Raw genomic sequence first — 17529 nt, forward strand, 5'->3', positions numbered from 1 at the left:
CCATGAACATCCCACTACGCCAAGACGCCCCCGCGCGACCCCTGATCCTCAACGTCGACGACAGCGACGGACCCCGCTACGTGAAGGGCCGCATCCTGCGGCGTGCCGGCTTCTCCGTACTGGATGCGGCCAGCGGCCAGGCCGCGCTCTCCCTGGTGCGCCAGCACGCGCCGGACCTGGTGCTGCTGGATGTGAAGCTGCCCGATATCGACGGGCTCGAAGTGTGCCGGCTGATCAAGAGCGATCCCGAGACGGCCGCGACGCTGGTGCTGCAGACATCGGCCGCGCTGACCGAATCGCGCCACCGCGTGCAGGCGCTCGATGGCGGTGCCGACAGCTTCCTGATCGAGCCGGTGGAAGCCGAAGAGCTGGTGTCGAGCATCAACGCCCTGCTGCGCATGCGCAAGGCCGAGGAGGAAGCCCGGCAGACGTCGCGCGCATTGCGCGAGAGCGAGGAACTGCTGCGCCAGCTCGCCGATAACCTGTCCGACGTGCTGTGGATCCTCGACCCGGCCGAACCCGAGTTCCTCTTCATCAGCCCGTCCTTCGCGCAACTGTGGGACCGGCCGGTGGATGAGCTCAGGCGCAGCCCGCTTCGCTGGCTCGACTGGGTGGACCCCGGCGAACGCACGCGCGTGGCGCAAGCCTTCGACGCCATGATGAAGAACGGCCACATGGATGCCGAGTTCCAGGTGATCCGCGGCGACGGCGAAATACGCGAGGTCCGCGCGCGCGCCTTTCCCGTCTCCGACACGGGCGGCAACTTCTACCGCGTGGCGGGCATCTACCAGGACATCACCCGCCAGAAGCGCGCCGAACGCATGCTGCTGGAGGAAGATCGCCGCAAGGACGAGTTCCTCGCCATGCTGGCGCATGAACTGCGCAATCCGCTCGCGCCGATGCGCAGCGCCGCCGACCTGCTGATGCACTGCGCTCCCTCGCGCGAAGACAGCTTCAAGGCGCGCGACATCATCGCCCGCCAGCTCCACCACCTGACGCGGCTGGTGGACGACCTGCTCGACATCGCCCGCTTCACGCAGGGCCGCATCGTGCTGCGCGACGACCTGGTGGAGCTGCGCACCGCGCTCARCACCGCAGTGGAAGCCGTGCGTCCGCTGATCGAATCGCGCAGCCACACGCTGCGCCTGAGCGTGCCGGAAGGGCCCATGCCGGTGCGCGGCGACCTGGTGCGGCTGACCCAGATCTTCAGCAACCTGCTGCACAACGCCGCGCGCTACACCCAGCCCGGCGGCCAGCTCGCGGTCGAAGTCACCAACGACGGCAAGCTGCTGACCGTCAAGGTGCTGGACAACGGTCCGGGCCTCTCGCCCCAGGCCCTGCAGGCCGTCTTCGACCCCGCCACCGCGCACCACGGCGACAAGACCGGCCCCGGCGGCCAGGAAGGCATGGGCATCGGCCTGTCGCTGGTACAGAAACTGGTGAAGCTGCACGGCGGCAGCGTGCATGCCGAAAGCGCCGGCCCCGCGCTGGGCTGCGCCTTCGTGGTCACTCTGCCGGCCCAGCCCTGGCAAAGCTGGAAGCCGGCCACGGGTACGTCGAGGCCGGCACCCGGCGTGCCACGCACGGTGATGGTGGTGGACGACAACATTGACGCACTGGAAGCCATTGCCCTGACGCTCGAAGCCATGGGGCATACCGTGATCACCGCGATCGACGGCCCCGCCGCCATCGTGCGCGCGGTCAAGGCGCAACCCGATGTCATCTTGCTGGACCTCGGCATGCCGGCCATGGACGGTTTCGAGATCGCCCAGCGCCTGCGCGCCATTCCGGAGCTGCAGCACGTGCGCCTGGTGGCGCTGACCGGCTACAGCCAGCCCGCCGACCGCCAGCGGACCAGCGAAGCCGGCTTCGACCGCCACCTGGTCAAGCCGGTCGACCTGGATGCGCTATCGAAGATTCTCGACGAGCTGGGCGAGACGGCCTGACGGCCGCTGCCCGGCGCGAACCTGGAGACAATGATGGAAATACGGCTTCACACTACCCCCGAACCCGACCAGGCGCCGCCGCGGCCTGATATCCAGCCGCCGGCAGTCCCGGATCCCGACCCGCCCACGCCGGTCAACGACCCGCCGCCGGGCGACCTGCCACCGCCGCCCCCGCAGCGGGCCCGGGCCGGCGGGTAGCTGGCTGGCAGCGGCAATCCGTCCGGGCGAAGGGTTGCTCCCTTCGCCCATGGAATGGCGCGGGGCCGGGGCAGGCGCGCCCTGTCCGCGGGCCATCGCGACAAGAAAACGGGGAGCTATCGCTCCCCATCTCTCGGCCATCTCCCGGCCGTGTTCCGGCCATGTTCCGGCCGTCTTCCGGCCTCCTCACGCAATCGCTACCGCCCCACCCAGGGATCGTAATGGTCGGCTTCCCAGTACGGCGAGGCCCCGTAGTACTCATGGATGCTGGTGGCCCATTGCGAATCCGCCATGGTCGGCCAGTGTTCCTTGTCGAAGCCTGGCGCGGCCTTGAGCTTTTCCTTGTCTACGCCGAGCACGAAGCATTTGCGCCGGGTGTCCAGCGTGAGCGCGGACCAGGGCAGCGCGAACAGTTTCCCGCCGATGCCGAGGAAGCCGCCGAACGACAGCACCGCGTAGGCCACGCGCCCGCCACGCACGTCGATCATGATGTGGTCGATGGTGCCGAGATCATCCCCGGCGGGGCCGATCACATTGTTGCCCTCCAGCGTGTCGGCGGCCATGACGAAGGGGCCGGGGCCGGTGCGGTCGGCCGGTAGTTCGCCGACGATGGCGGCGCCCGGGACGGGCGTGCCGGAACGGTTGGTTTCGATGGGATTCATCGGTCAGTTCTCCTGGATCATCAAGTGCGTCCTGCCGGCATGGCTGGCGTCAATGCGTATCGGGTCAATGCTTATCCGTCTTGCCCTTGCGATGCGCCGCAGGCTTGGCGCCGGCAGGCTGGTGTTCGCTGCCGGGCGTGAGGTGCCAGTCCTTGTCGTCACGCGGCGTGCTTGTCTGCTTCTCGGCGTGCATGGCCGCGCTGGGCGAAATGGGATCGCTGGCGGGAAAGGTCATGTCCAGCGATTCGTCCACCGCTTGCTGGTAGGTGGCCGGCTGCTTGTTCTCCTCGTCCTTGCCGGCAGCGCTCGCGCCGCGGGCATGGCCGTGGCGCTTGCCGGGCTTGGCGTGTTCCTTGTGGCTGGCCTTGTGCATGGTCGCTCCTCGATCAGGATTCGGAAATGCATGTCTTCATGCAAGCGGCGGGCCAAGCGGGAGGACAACCGGGACGACGGTCGGGACACACCCGGGAATGTGCTGGAATCGAAGGGGAAACGCGGCGCAAAAGCAAAGGAGCGAGCGAAGTGCGCGGCGTCGCTGCATGCCGGGGCGCCGGCTGGGCGCACCCGCCTGCAAGCACAGCCGCCGTGCACTTTATGCCGTAACCGGTAAAAACTACGGCACGGGCGCGGACTGGATGCTGTGCTTCAGGCGCGGGGAATATGCAGCGGGAAGCTCACCGCGATGCACACCGACTCGCCGTCCGTCGAACAGCCCTGCCCTACGGCCTCGATGCTGGCGCAGTGGGTTTCCACCAGGCGCCGGGTCACCATCAGGGCTGTACCCTGGCGCGGCGCGCCTGCCCCACCCTGCACCGGCCGGCGCCGGTGGAAGAAATCCGAAAGCACGGAAATGCGCTCATTCTTGCGCGCCTCGCTGGGCGTGCGACTCTCGGTGATGCGCAGCTTGACCTGGTCAGCCTCGCGTTCGAGCCGCGCCTCCACCGCATCGCCGGTACGTGCCTGGCGGATGCAATGCACCAGCAGGTGCCGCAGCAATGGCAGCAGGCGGCGCGGATCGGCGTCGATCACCAGCGGCGCGGCTCCCAGTGGTGCGTCCGCGCCGCCGGCGCGAAGCAGCACGCTGCGCCCCTCGGCAACGGGCCGCGTCGCGTCCATGGCGGTATCCAGCGCCGCGCGCAGGTCCACCTGCTCCCATTGCGGCGCACTTTCATCGGCCAGCAAGGCCACGGCCTCTTCCATGTGTTCGATGAGCGCTATCTGCTGCAGCATGCCGGTGCGGATCCCGGCCAGCGCGCGCTGCGCCGCGGTCGGGGGTGTTTCCAGCGTGTGATCGAGCACGTAAGCCCAGCTCTGCACCCCGTTGAGCGCGGAGCGCAGGTCATGCGCCACCTGGGCTATCAGGCTGGCGACTTCCGCGCTACTGCTGACCTCGCCGGGCGCGCAGCTGTCACCGGACTGGCCTGCGTCGCCACTGCCGTGCGTGTTCTCGGAGGGGGAATGTTGCTGCGACATCGAAACCTTTGCGGGCGGCCTGCTTGCCCAGTTGCCATGCAATAAGCATACCGCGTGCGCGGCACCCCTGCCTGCGCGCGGGCCGGGACCGCAATCCGGGCACCTGCCCGGCCAAATCTTGTCTACGATCAAGGGGAACAGGCGCGGCTGCGCCACACCCTGCGCCGCATCTGGCACCGCGCAGTGCGCTGCGCGCCAGCGCTTGCGCGCGGCATGCCCGCCCGTGATCGCGAACATGTCCCACAGGAGGATCCCGATGACGGCAGATACCGAGCCGAACGACCCGCTTGTCCCGCACGTCCCGAACGATCTCGGCAGCGCCAGGGCTACCAGGGCCCCGCACCCCGCAGCGCCCGCCCCTCATCCTGCCCACGACACGCGCACCGCGATGTCCAGCACCACGATCCGGCGCGCCTTCCTCGACCACTTGTTCTATACGCAGGCCAAGCTGCCGGGGCTGGCCAGCGGCAACGATCTTTACCAGGCTCTCGCCCACACCGTGCGCGACCGGCTGGTGCAGCGCTGGATCAGCACGGCCGAAGCCTACCTGGGCCAGCCATCGCGCACCGTGGCGTATCTCTCCGCGGAGTTCCTGATGGGCCCGCACCTGGGCAACAACCTCGTCAACCTTGGCATCCTCGACGAAGTGCGCGAGGCCATGACGGAACTGGGGCTGAACCTGGACGACATCCTCGCGCAAGAGGAAGAGCCGGGCCTGGGCAACGGTGGCCTGGGCCGGCTGGCGGCCTGCTTCATCGATTCGCTTGCCACGCTGGAAATGCCGGCGCTGGGCTATGGCATCCGCTATGAGTACGGCATCTTCCACCAGTCCATCGTCGACGGCATGCAGGTGGAGAGCACCGATACCTGGCTGCGCAACGGCAATCCGTGGGAAATCCAGCGCTCCGAATGGGCCGTGCAGGTCAAGCTCGGCGGGCATACCGAGCGCTACACCGACGACCGCGGGCACTACCGCGTGCGCTGGGTGCCGGACAAGACGGTGGTGGGCGTGCCGTTCGACTCGCCGATCCTGGGCTACCGCGTCAATACCGTCAACACGCTGCGCCTGTGGCGCGCGGAGGCCACCGAGGCCTTCGACTTCAACGTCTTCAACCGCGGCGACTACCTCGGCGCGGTCAGCAAGAAGGTGACCTCGGAAAACCTGACCAAGGTGCTCTACCCCAACGACGAAACCCAGCAAGGCAAGGAGCTGCGCCTGGAGCAGCAGTATTTCTTCGTCTCGTGTTCGCTGCAGGACATGCTGCGCCTGCTCGATGCGCACGACATCCCGCTCACGCGCTTTCACGAGAAGTTCGCGGTGCAGCTCAACGACACGCACCCGTCGATCGGCATCGCCGAGCTGATGCGCCTGCTGGTGGACGATCACGACCTGCCGTGGGACCACGCGTGGCAGATCACGCGGCAGGCCTTTGCCTACACCAACCACACGCTGCTGCCGGAGGCGCTGGAGCGCTGGCCGCTGCCGTTGTTCGGCCGCATCCTGCCGCGCCACCTGGAAATCATCTACGAGATCAATGCGCGCTTCCTCGACGAGGTACGCATCCGCTTCTACGGCGACGACTCGCGCCTGGCACGCCTGTCGCTGATCGACGAGCACCCGCCGCGCTATGTGCGCATGGCCCACCTGGCGTGCGTCGGCAGCCATGCCATCAATGGCGTGGCGGAGCTGCATTCGCGCCTGATGCAGCAGGATGTGCTCAAGGATTTCCACGAGATGTGGCCCGAGAAATTCACCAGCGTCACCAACGGCGTCACGCCGCGGCGCTGGATCGCGCTGGCCAACCCGCGCCTGACCAGGCTGGCGTGCGATGCCATCGGCGACGGCTGGATACGCGACCTGTCCGGGCTGCGCGCGCTCGAGCCCCTTGCCGACGACCCGGCCTTTCGCGAGCAGTGGCATGCGGTGCGGCGCGCCAACAAGATTGACCTGGCCGCGGTGATCCGTGATTGCACCGGCGTGGTGGTCGATCCCGATTCGATGTTCGACGTGATGGTCAAGCGCATCCACGAATACAAGCGCCAGCACCTGGCGGTGCTGCATATCGTCGCGCTGTACCACCGCATCAAGTCCGATCCGCATGCGGAGATCGCGCCGCGCACCTTCCTGTTCGCGGGCAAGGCCGCGCCCGGCTATCACTACGCCAAGCTGATGATCCGCTTCATCACCGCGGTGGGCGAGGTGATCAACCGCGACCCGCAGGTACGCGACCGGCTCAAGGTGGTGTTCCTGCCCAACTTCAACGTGACCCATGGCCAGCGCATCTACCCGGCCGCCGACCTCTCCGAGCAGATCTCGCTGGCGGGCAAGGAAGCCTCCGGCACCGGCAATATGAAGTTCGCCATGAATGGCGCCATCACCATTGGCACCATGGATGGCGCCAATATCGAACTGCGCGACCATATCGGCGCCGACAATTTCTTCCCCTTCGGGCTGACGGCGGCGGAGGTCTATGCGCTGAAGGCAGCGGGCTACCGGCCGGCCAGCTTTTACGATGGCAATGCCGAGCTGCGCGCGGTGATCGGGCTGGCGCGCCAGGGCTTCTTCGCCAAGGGGGACGCGGCGGTGTTCCAGCCGCTGTTCGACGGGCTGCTGCAGCACGATCCCTACCTGCTGCTGGCGGATTTCGCCTCCTACCTGCATTGCCAGCAGGATGTGAGCGCCGCCTACGCGGACCGCGAGCGCTGGCAGCGCATGTCGGTGCTGTCGTCGGCGCGCTCTGGCCATTTTTCGTCCGATCGTGCCATCCAGGAATACTGCTCGCGCATCTGGCATGTGCGCCCCGTGCCGGTGCCGCTGCTGCAGCAGGCCGGCGACGGTCTTGCCGCACAGCGCCGGCGGCGCCAGCTGGCCGATGCCTGAACCGGTGCCGGCCCGGGTGGCACCCACGCTAGCCTGGCGCCGAGCTGCCACCCTGTGCCGGACCCATCCCTGCCGCGCCGCCGGGGCTGGTGCCGTTGGCACGCAGCGATTCGGGCAGCTCGCCGCGCGAGGCATATTCTTCGAGCCGGTTGTAAAGCGTCTTGAGGCTGATGCCGAGGATCTCGGCGGCGTGCTTCTTGACGCCCGAGCATTGCTCGAGCGTGGCGAAGATCAGCTGGCGATCCGCGTCCGCCAGCGAGATGCCCACCGGCACCGACACCATCGCCGTGGCTGCCGAGGTGGTGGCCGCCACCTGYAGCGGCACGTGAGCGTCCGCGATCAGGTCCTGGTCGGCCATGATGTAGGCACGCTGCACGAAGTTGCGCAGCTCGCGCACATTGCCTGGCCAGGCATGCAACAGCAGGCTGTCGAGCAGTTCCGGCGCGAAGCGACGCCGGGTACCTTGCTCGCCGTTCAACTGTTCGAGCAGCGTATTGGCGATCTGCACCACATCGTCGCCGCGCGCGCGCAAGGGCGGCAGCTCGATCGGGAACACATTGAGGCGGTGATAGAGATCGGCGCGCAGTTTGCCTTCGGCCACTGCGTCCTCCGGATTGCGGTTGGTCGCGGCCACCACGCGCACATCGGCATGCAGTTCGCGATTGGTGCCGACCCGCATGAAGGCGCCTGATTCCAGCACGCGCAGCAGCTTGACCTGCAGCTCCACCGGCATCTCGGTGATTTCATCGAGAAACAAGGTGCCGCCGTTGGCCCGCTCGAAGTAGCCCTTGTGCTGGCGCTCGGCGCCGGTAAAGCTGCCGCGCTCATGGCCGAACATCTCGGACTCGATCAGCGTGGGCGAGATCGCACCGCAGTTCACTGCCAGGAAAGGCTGCCGGCGGCGCGCCGACAGTTCGTGCAGGCTCTGGGCGGCCAGTTCCTTGCCGGTGCCGCTCTCGCCCACCAGCAGTACGGTGGCCTCGGTGGGGGCGACCTTGCCGAGCTGGTCGTAGACCACCTGCATGGCTTCAGAGCTGCCCAGCAAGCGGCCAAAGCGGCCGTAGCGGCGCAACTCGCCGCGCAGGGAGTGGACTTCCGCCTTGAGGTCCCCGGTGGTGGCGATGCGCTTGAGGATGGTGCGCAGGCGGGTCACATTGATGGGCTTGACGAGGTAGTCCGTGGCGCCCAGGCGCAGGGCGTCCACCGCCGACTCCACGCTGGCGTAGCCGGTCATCAGGATCACTTCCACGCCGGCCGTGCCCACCTCGTTGAACAGGTCCATGCCGCTGCCGTCGGGCAGCTTGAGGTCGGCCAGCACGGCGTCCGGCATCTGCCAGCCCATCTGCAGGCAAGCCTCGCGCAGGTCGCCCGCGGTGGCTGAGGTAAAGCCTTCGGCCGCCACGATCTCCGACAGCGCAGCACAGGTATTTTCATCGTCGTCGACGATCAGGATGTGAGGCATATATTCCGTAGAAGCGCCATCGGCCAAAGGCATGATGCGACAAGCGGGCGCGGGAGATCCCCGCGGGTACGGCAGCAGCAAGCCTGGACATCTGTCAGGGAGCCGAGGGTCAGTCCGGGGTAAGTCATAGTTTATGCGGGCATGGGCGACAGCGATACCGGTGTCTGTCTGACAACACGACGCACGAGAAGCCGACATTGAGCTTTGTACGCAAAAGAGTGGCTTCGCGCCGCCGCAAGCGATAGCATTAGCTCAACCACTGCCTTGCCGCGGGCACCAGCGGATCACCCGCCGCTCCCGCGCCCCACGACACTGCCGATGACAAGCAGCCAGCCCACCGTCGCCACCTCCCCGCCCGCCACCGCGCGATCCGCGCAGGCAGGGGGTGCCCTGCCGCGCCGCGGCGCCGGGCAGGGCGCGGTGGCGTTGCTGTGGCAGAGCACTTCGCCGGTGATGCGGCATCTGCTCGCCCAGGTCGAACGCGTGGCCTGCACCGAGATCACCATGCTGGCCGTGGGTGAAAGCGGGACCGGCAAGGAACTGGTGGCGCGCGCGGTGCACGATCGCAGCGCGCGCCGCGCCGGGCCGTTCGTGGCGGTGAATTGCGGGGCGATTCCGGCCACGCTGATCGAGTCCGAGCTGTTCGGTCACGAAAAGGGCGGCTTCACCGGCGCCTTCCAGCAGAAGGCCGGCTATTTCGAACAGGCACGCGGGGGCACGCTGTTTCTCGACGAAATCACGGAAATGGCGCCCGACATGCAGATCAAGCTGCTGCGTGTGCTCGAGACCCTCACCTTCCACCGTGTCGGCGGCGATACGCAGATCGTGTGCGACGTACGCATCCTCGCCGCCACCAACCGCGACCCGGTCGAAGCCGTGCGCGAGGGGCAGTTGCGCGAGGACCTGCTCTATCGCCTGGCCGTATTCCCGCTGCATGTCCCCCCGCTACGCGAGCGTGGCGAGGACATCGCGCTACTGGCCAGGCATTTCCTGGCCGAGTTCAACGCCATGGAAGGCACCGAGAAGACGTTCTCGTCCACCGTGCTGGAGCGCTTGCGCCACTACGGCTGGCCCGGCAATGTGCGCGAACTCAAGAACACCATCTACCGCGCCTTTATCCTGGCCGACCGCGTGATCGATATCGCCAATCCGAACATCGCCACGCAGCCGCCACGCCCCGCGACACTCGACGGCTTCGTCAACGTACGCATAGGTACCTCGCTGGCCGATGCACAGCGCGAGATCATCCTGGCCACGCTGGCGCGCTATGACGGCGACAAGCGCCAGGCCGCCCATTCCCTGGGTATCAGCCTGAAAACCCTCTACAACCGCCTGGACAGCTATCGCGCCGGCTGACGTGCTGCCCGCGTGGCAGCACGACCGGCGCCGCGCCGACCGCCAGGTCGGCTGGCGCGCAGCCTGGCCTTGTCTCTCCCCGGTCACCTGCTGCGTGGCCGCCCCCTTCCCGCCTGCCGCCCTTTTCCGCCGTATCTGCCCGGGCGCCCTGTAGTTTTTACATCCCGTACGCGCCATCCGGCGCCGAAGTCTCGCCCTGCGCACCCGCCGCAACCGTGCGTGGGGCCTTGGTGCAGCCAGCGCCGCGGGTGTCAGGTGCCATGTCTGGCCGGGCCTGGCACGCGCTTCGCATAGCACCACTGGCGCACCTGGCTCCGCCGCTCAGCAACAAGCGGCGGGACCGGCGCACCCATGCGGCGCTCTCGGGTGCCGTGTGGGCCAAGCCTTGTCACAGCACCCCGCCGTCACGCCATCTCGTTCAGTCGCTCGCGTACCACCCGACCACCAGCACCCGCCGGTGGATGCAGAAGGAGTTTCACCATTGAAACCAAGCATGCAATTCCTGGCCGCAGAAACGATCCCGCAGGCTCGGACCGCAGGACCGGGGCCGGGGCCAGGTAAAGGCAAAGGTAAAGCGGCCCGCGGCCAGCCGGACCCATGCGGCGCGGCTCTGCATCGCACGTGCCTGTCCTGCGCTGCCGGGGGCGGTTTGTCCGCCGCCACGCCGGGCTCGCCACCCCGGCCTGCAGGCAAGCGGCGAGGATAGAACGTGCGGATCTGTCTGATCGGACTGTCCTCCTCCCGCCCCGGCGACGCGCCTGGTGCCGACACGCTGGCGCGCGCCGCGGCGCTCGGTTTCGACCATGTCCTGCTGGCCGGCTGGCCGGTCCTGCAGGCCCGGGGCGCGGCGCTGTCGCAGGTGGTGGCCGCATGCCAGGCGCATGGGCTCTCATGCCTGCTGGAGCTGGCGCTGGACCGGTATCCCGACGGCAGCGCCGGGCTGGAGCCGGCCTGGCGCGAGCCCACCGGCTTCGCAGCCGACCCGCGCGACACCGACAACCACCTGCCCGGTGCCCGCCTGCGCTGGCATGACCCGCAGGTGGCTGCCGCGCTGGTGCCCTGGTGGGGCGAGCAGCTGCGCACCCCGGTGGCAGCCGGCGTGGCCGGCTTCGTCTGCCGCGCGCCGGCGCGCGTGGCCGGGCGGCACTGGGCACAGTTGAGCGCCGGTGCCCGGCGTGCGGCACCGGGGCGCCATGTGTCGTTCCTTGCATGGACGCCGGGGCTGGCTCCCGGGCAGCTCGACGACCTTGCCCGGGGCGGCTTCGACGGCGCCTTCTGCTCGCTGCCGTGGTGGGATTTCCGCAGCCTCTGGCTGAGCGAGGAGATCGCCCGGCTGCGCCCTTTCGGGCGCGTGCTGGCCGCACCGGCACTGGAAGCGGGCGGCACCGACGCACTCGCTGCGCGCCGTGCCTTGTGGGCCGCCGCGGCCATCGGCGACGGCCTGCTGGTGCCGGCGGGCTTCGAGGCCGGCGGCGACGGCGCAAGCGCGCCGCCCTACGATCTCTCGCATGAGCTGATCCACGCCAACGCCTGGCTGGCCGCGCGCGGCGCGGCCCCGGCCCGCTCGCTGCGCCAGGTCAGCGGCGGCGACGCGGCGCTGACCGTGCTCGCGCGCACGGACGGGACTGCCGGCGATAACGCCGCCACGCTGGCCATCGTCATCAACCCGGACACGCTGCAGGCGGCTTCCCTCGGCGTCGAGCGCATCGTGGCCGCGCTGCCGCAAGGCGCCGGCACGCTGCTGCCTGCCGAGGGCGGTCCGGGCGGTGCGGATGCGGCGGCGGGCAGCGGGGGATTCTTGCTGGACGCCATGGCCACCATCGCCCTCGCGCCCGCCGGCATCCAGCTCTATCACAGCGTGCCCGGCCCGGCGCAGGCGGCCCCGGTGCGCCGCAACGGCAAGCGGGTTGCCGCCGCCGTGCGCGCCACGCTGGAGAGGAGCGTTGCCGCTGCCTTGCAAGCGCCGCGCATCGCCATCGAGAACGTGACGCCGGCCTGCGACGCGGGCCGCTTCGCGGTGCGGCGCGTGGCCGGCGAGCGCGTCGAGGTGGAAGCGGATATCTGGATGGACGGCCACGACAAGCTCGCCGCCGTCCTGCTCTGGCGCGGCCCCGGCGAGCAGGACTGGCACGAAGCGCCGCTGCTGGCGGGCGTCAACGACCGCTGGCACGGCAGCTTTCCGCTGCGCGGCATGGGCCGCCATGAATTCACCGTGGAAGCATGGCGCGACGCCTTCGGCAGCTGGTGCGACGAGGTCACCAAGAAAAAGCAGGCCGGCGTCGACGTGACGCTGGAAATCGAGGAAGGCGCGCGCCTGGTGGCCGCCACCGCCGGCGCCACCAGGGACACCCAGGCCGCGGTGCACGCCATCGCAAGCGAACTGCAGCAAGGCGCCGGCCACGCCGATAGCGATGCCCGCAGCGATGCCCTCCCCGATCCCGCGCGCGACATGCACCGCCTCGAACTCCTGCTCTCACCAAGCACGCGCGCGGCCATGCAGGCCGCCGACCCGCGCCCGTTCGCCACGCGCCACCCGGTGGCGCTGCCGGTGGAGGCGGACCGCCTGGCGGCGCGCTTCGCCAGCTGGTACGAGCTGTTCCCGCGTTCGCAGAGCGGCGACATGCAGCGCCACGGCACCTTCGACGACGTGATCGCGCGGCTGCCCGCGATCCGCGCGATGGGCTTCGACGTGCTCTACTTCCCGCCCATCCACCCGATCGGCCGCACCCACCGCAAGGGCCGCAACAACAGCCTGCGCGCCGCGCCCAGCGACCCGGGCAGCCCATATGCGATCGGCGCGGAGGAAGGCGGGCATGACGCCATCCACCCCGAACTGGGCACCTTCGATGACTTCCGCCGCCTGCGCGACGCCGCTGCCGCGGCGGGCCTGGAGCTGGCGCTGGACTTCGCCATCCAGTGCTCGCCCGACCATCCGTGGCTGCGCGAACACCCTGAATGGTTCGCCCACCGCCCGGACGGCTCGCTGCGCTATGCGGAAAACCCGCCCAAGAAGTACGAGGACATCGTCAACGTCGATTTCTACGGCACGCCGCCGTCCGACGCCACGCTGTGGACCGCGCTGCGCGACGTGGTGCTGTTCTGGGCGGGCCAGGGCGTGCGCATCTTCCGCGTGGACAACCCGCACACCAAGCCGCTGCCGTTCTGGGAATGGATGATCGCCGATGTGCGCGCGCAGTACCCGGACGCGCTGTTCCTGGCCGAAGCCTTCACGCGGCCCAAGATGATGGCGCGCCTGGCCAAGCTGGGCTTCAACCAGTCGTATACCTACTTCACCTGGCGCAACCACAAGCGCGAGCTCGTGGAATACATGACGGAGCTGACGCAGGGCCCGCTGCGCGAATACTTCCGCCCGCATTTCTTCGTCAACACACCCGACATCAACCCCTATTTCCTGCACGACAGCGGCCGGCCCGGCTTCCTGATCCGCGCGGCGCTGGCCACGTTGCTGTCCGGGCTGTGGGGCATGTACAGCGGCTTCGAGCTGTGCGAGGGCACGCCGGTGATGGCCGGCGGCGCGCCCAGGGAAGAGTACCTGGACTCCGAGAAATACCAGTTGCGCGCGTGGGACTGGCAGCGCCCGGGCAATATCGTTGCCGAGATCTCGCGCCTGAACGCCATCCGCGCCAGCCACCCGGCGCTGCAGAGCCACCTTGGCCTGCGCTTCTACCACGCCAGCGACGACGCGGTGCTGTACTTCGCCCGCTTCGTGCCGCGCGCCGCGCCGCTGCCGGGCACGCCGCCCGTCCCCGGCGCCTTCGACGGCGAAGTGCTGCTGGCCGCCATCAGCCTGGACCCGCGCGCCGCGCGCGAGGCGGCCATCGAGCTGCCGCTGTGGGAATGGGGCCTGCCCGACCACGCCGCGCTCGACGCCGAAGACCTGATGCACGGGCCCCGCTTCACCTGGCGGGGCAAGCACCAGCGCATCCGGCTGGACCCCCACGCGTTGCCGTTCGCGCTGTGGCGGGTGCGGCCGCTGCGCGAGGAGACAGCATGAAACGCCTGACCGAACCGGGGAGCGCCGCGCTGCTCAACGCCGATCCGCTCTGGTACAAGGACGCCGTCATCTACCAGTTGCACATCAAGTCCTTCTTCGATGCCAACGGCGACGGCGTGGGCGATTTCGCCGGCCTGCACGCCAAGCTCGACTACCTCGTCAACCTGGGGGTGGATACGGTCTGGCTGCTGCCGTTCTATCCGTCGCCGCGCCGCGACGACGGCTACGACATCGCCGACTACCGCAACGTCCACCCCGACTACGGCACGCTGGCCGAAGCGCGCCGCTTCGTGGCCGCGGCGCATGCGCGCGGGCTGCGCGTGATCACGGAACTGGTCATCAACCACACCTCGGACCAGCACCCGTGGTTCCAGCGCGCGCGCCTGGCCAAGCCCGGCTCGGCGGCGCGCAACTACTACGTGTGGTCGGACACCGACCAGGCCTACGCCGGCACCCGCATCATCTTCTGCGACACCGAGAAATCCAACTGGAGCTGGGACCCGGTGGCCGGCGCCTATTTCTGGCACCGCTTCTACTCGCACCAGCCCGACCTGAACTTCGACAACCCGCAGGTGCTGCGCGAGGTGATGTCGGTGATGCGCTTCTGGCTCGATATCGGCGTCGACGGGCTGCGGCTGGATGCCGTGCCCTACCTTGTCGAGCGCGAAGGCACCAGCAACGAGAACCTGCCCGAGACCCATGCCATCATCAAGCGCATCCGCGCCCACCTGGACGCGGAGTACAAGGGGCGCCTGCTGCTGGCGGAAGCCAATATGTGGCCGGAAGACGCCCAGCAATACTTTGGCGGACCGGGCGCGCCCGCCGCCTCCACGGCCCCCATCTCGCCCGCGGTGGCAGGCCGCACCCAGGGCGCGGGCCATGCCGCGCCGGCCGCCGGCGCCCCGCCCATGCACAGCGCGGGCGAGCTGAGCAACGAAGGCACCGCCGTGCCCGGCGACGAATGCCAGATGTCATTCCATTTCCCGCTGATGCCGCGCATGTACATGGCGATCGCGCGGGAGGACCGCTTCCCGATCACCGACATCATGCGGCAGACGCCGGAGATCCCGCCCAATTGCCAGTGGGCCATCTTCCTGCGCAACCACGACGAACTGACGCTCGAAATGGTGACCAGCTCCGAGCGCGACTACCTGTGGGAGGTCTATGCCTCCGACCGGYGCGCCCGCATCAACCTCGGCATCCGCCGCCGGCTGGCGCCGCTGATGGAGCGCGACCGCCGCCGCATCGAGCTGATGAACAGCCTGCTGTTTTCCATGCCCGGCACGCCGGTGATCTACTACGGCGACGAGATCGGCATGGGCGACAACATCCATCTCGGCGACCGCGACGGGGTGCGCACGCCCATGCAGTGGTCGCCCGACCGCAACGGCGGCTTCTCCCACGCCGACCCCGAGCGCCTGGTGCTGCCGCCGCTGCAGGGCCCGCTGTACGGCTACGAAGCGGTCAACGTGGAAGCGCAGGCCCGCGACCCGCACTCGCTGCTCAACTGGATGCGCCGCATGCTGGCCCTGCGCCGCCAGCACCGCGCCTTCGGGCGCGGCACGCTGCGCTTCCTGTTTCCCGGCAACCGCAAGATCCTGGCCTACCTGCGCGAGTTCGAAGGCGAGCACATCCTGTGCGTGGCCAACCTGGCGCGCGCGCCGCAGGCGGTGGAGCTGGACCTGTCCGCCTTCGCCGGCCGCGTGCCGGTGGAAATGCTGGGCGCCACGCCCTTCCCCGCCATCGGCCAGCTCACCTACCTGCTGACCTTGCCGCCCTACGGCTTCTACTGGTTCGTGCTGAGCAACGAAGCCCAGCCACCGTCCTGGCACGTCGATGCCCCCGAGCAGATGCCCGACCAGATCACGCTGGTGATGCAGAACGCCGCCCAGGCGGAACTCACCGAAGCCTCGCGCCGCACGCTGGCTAACGAAGTGCTGCCGCACTACATCGGCAGGCGCCGCTGGTACGGCGCCAAGGGCGAGCGCATCCGCAGCGTGGGCATTGCCTATGCCATCCCGTTCGCGCGGGGCACGGCCGGCGAGGAAACCTTCCTGTGCGAGATGGAGCTGGCGCTGGAAGGCCATACCGCCTGCTACCAGTTGCCGGTCGGCCTGTTGTGGGACCGCGACGGCGCCGGCGAAGGCGCCTCGCAGCTGGCGCACTCGCTGTCCATGGCCCGCGTGCGCAAGGGCAGCCGCGTGGGCCTGGTCACCGATGCCTTCGCGGTCGAGTGCTTTGCCCGCGAAGTGGTGCGCACGCTGCGCGCCGGCCGGGAGCTGTCCAGCCCGCGCGGCCCGATCCGCTTTCGCGGCGAGCCCGCCCTCGCAGGCCTGCCGCTGGAATCCGAGGAAGTGCAGTGGATGTCGGCCGAGCAGTCCAACAGCTCGCTGTCCTACAACAATACCGCCGTGCTCAAGCTGGTACGCCGCCTGGCCGGCGGCATCCACCCCGAGGCCGAGGTCACCCGCCACCTGAGCGCCAACGGCTACCGCAACTCCGCGCCGCTGCTTGGCGAGGTGGTACGTACCGGGCTGGATGGCACCCCGCATACGCTGATGCTGCTGCAGGGCTACATCCTGAACCAGGGCGACGCCTGGGGCTGGACGCTGGACTATATCGGCCGCGCCATCGACGACGCCGTGCCGTCCGAAGACCCCGAGGACGAATTCGGCGAGGCGCTCGGCGGCTACGCCGCGCTGGCCGGCACCCTGGGCCAGCGCCTGGCGGAGCTGCATGCGGTGCTGGCCCGCCCCTGCGACGATCCCGCGTTCGCGCCGGAAGCCGCCGGCGAGGCGCAGGTGCAGCAGTGGGCCGGGCAGGCCCTGGCCGAGCTGGAGCGTGCCATGACGCTGCTGGAGCAGCGCGCCGGCGAACTCGGCCGCCAGGCCCGCAACGACCGCTTCGCCGCAGATATCGACACGCTGCTTGCGGCCCGGGCGCACCTGCCGGCGCTGGTGGCGCGGCTCGCCGCGGGCGCGCCCGGCAGCCTGCAGACGCGCATCCACGGCGACTTCCACCTCGGACAGGTGCTGGTCGCGCAGAACGATACCTACCTGGTCGATTTCGAGGGCGAGCCGGGGCTGCCGCTGGCGTGGCGGCGCCGCAAGACGTCGCCGCTGCGGGACGTGGCGGGCCTGCTGCGTTCGATCGACTATGCCGCCGCCACCGTCGGGACCGACCGCCACGAACGCACCCATGCCGCGCTGCCGCCGGCCCTGGCCCAGCGCCGCGAGGCGCTGCTGGACCGTTTCCGCCAGACTGCCAGCGAGGCCTTCCTGGCGGGCTACCGGCAGGTGGCGGCCGGCGCGCAGCAGCCCTGGGTGCCAGCCGGGCAGGTGCAGGCGCTGCTCGACCTGTTCCTGCTCGAACGCGCTGCCTACGAGGTTGGCTACGAGGCCGCCAACCGCGTGGCCTGGATCGACCTGCCGGTCAACGGGCTGGCGCGGCTGGTGCGCAAGCTGACCGGCGTCACCGGGGATGCCGATGCGCAAGACTGACAGCGCCCCGCCACGCGCCATGCCTACTCCCGCGCC

The 17529-nt window shown here is 69.3% G+C and carries 9 protein-coding genes; 5 read left to right on the top strand and 4 right to left on the bottom strand.

Going from position 1 to position 17529, the window contains the following annotated elements:
- Positions 1-2: 2 nt before the first annotated feature.
- Complete coding sequence (locus tag AC1DK4_RS19800) at positions 3-1946, top strand: hybrid sensor histidine kinase/response regulator (protein WP_477131722.1); 1944 nt, start codon at positions 3-5, stop codon at positions 1944-1946.
- 395 nt (positions 1947-2341) lie between these two features.
- Here the strand turns inward: AC1DK4_RS19800 and AC1DK4_RS19805 are convergent, their stop codons facing one another.
- The 3 genes from AC1DK4_RS19805 to AC1DK4_RS19815 all read right to left on the bottom strand — a co-directional run bounded on the left by AC1DK4_RS19805 (position 2342) and on the right by AC1DK4_RS19815 (position 4279).
- On the bottom strand, positions 2342-2806 hold the full coding sequence (locus AC1DK4_RS19805; RefSeq protein ID WP_441615282.1) for a PRC-barrel domain-containing protein: 465 nt from the start codon (positions 2804-2806) through the stop codon (positions 2342-2344).
- A gap of 64 nt (positions 2807-2870) precedes the next feature.
- Positions 2871-3179, bottom strand: a complete 309-nt coding sequence (locus tag AC1DK4_RS19810; RefSeq protein WP_441615281.1) for a hypothetical protein — start codon at positions 3177-3179, stop codon at positions 2871-2873.
- Positions 3180-3451: 272 nt separating this feature from the next.
- Positions 3452-4279 carry a histidine kinase gene (locus tag AC1DK4_RS19815; protein WP_441615279.1) on the bottom strand — a complete coding sequence of 276 codons (828 nt, stop codon included), beginning with the start codon at positions 4277-4279 and terminating at the stop codon, positions 3452-3454.
- A 388-nt stretch (positions 4280-4667) separates the two neighbouring features.
- Between AC1DK4_RS19815 and AC1DK4_RS19820 the strand changes: the two genes are divergently transcribed.
- Complete coding sequence (locus tag AC1DK4_RS19820) at positions 4668-7160, top strand: glycogen/starch/alpha-glucan phosphorylase (protein WP_441615432.1); 2493 nt, start codon at positions 4668-4670, stop codon at positions 7158-7160.
- A gap of 28 nt (positions 7161-7188) precedes the next feature.
- On the opposite strand, the gene AC1DK4_RS19825 is transcribed toward AC1DK4_RS19820, so the two are convergent.
- Positions 7189-8622, bottom strand: coding sequence for a sigma-54-dependent transcriptional regulator (locus AC1DK4_RS19825; RefSeq protein ID WP_441615277.1), 1434 nt, complete (start codon positions 8620-8622; stop codon positions 7189-7191).
- A 318-nt stretch (positions 8623-8940) separates the two neighbouring features.
- Between AC1DK4_RS19825 and AC1DK4_RS19830 the strand changes: the two genes are divergently transcribed.
- The 3 genes from AC1DK4_RS19830 to AC1DK4_RS19840 all read left to right on the top strand — a co-directional run bounded on the left by AC1DK4_RS19830 (position 8941) and on the right by AC1DK4_RS19840 (position 17493).
- Positions 8941-9978, top strand: coding sequence for a sigma-54 interaction domain-containing protein (locus AC1DK4_RS19830; protein WP_441615275.1), 1038 nt, complete (start codon positions 8941-8943; stop codon positions 9976-9978).
- A gap of 709 nt (positions 9979-10687) precedes the next feature.
- Complete coding sequence (locus AC1DK4_RS19835) at positions 10688-13993, top strand: maltotransferase domain-containing protein (RefSeq protein ID WP_441615274.1); 3306 nt, start codon at positions 10688-10690, stop codon at positions 13991-13993.
- Positions 13990-17493 (top strand): putative maltokinase, encoded by a 3504-nt coding sequence (locus AC1DK4_RS19840; protein ID WP_477131723.1) that lies wholly within the window; start codon positions 13990-13992, stop codon positions 17491-17493. Before AC1DK4_RS19835 ends, AC1DK4_RS19840 begins: the two co-directional genes overlap by 4 nt.
- Positions 17494-17529 lie beyond the last annotated feature (36 nt).

Source organism: Cupriavidus sp. 05N38, from assembly GCF_056397345.1.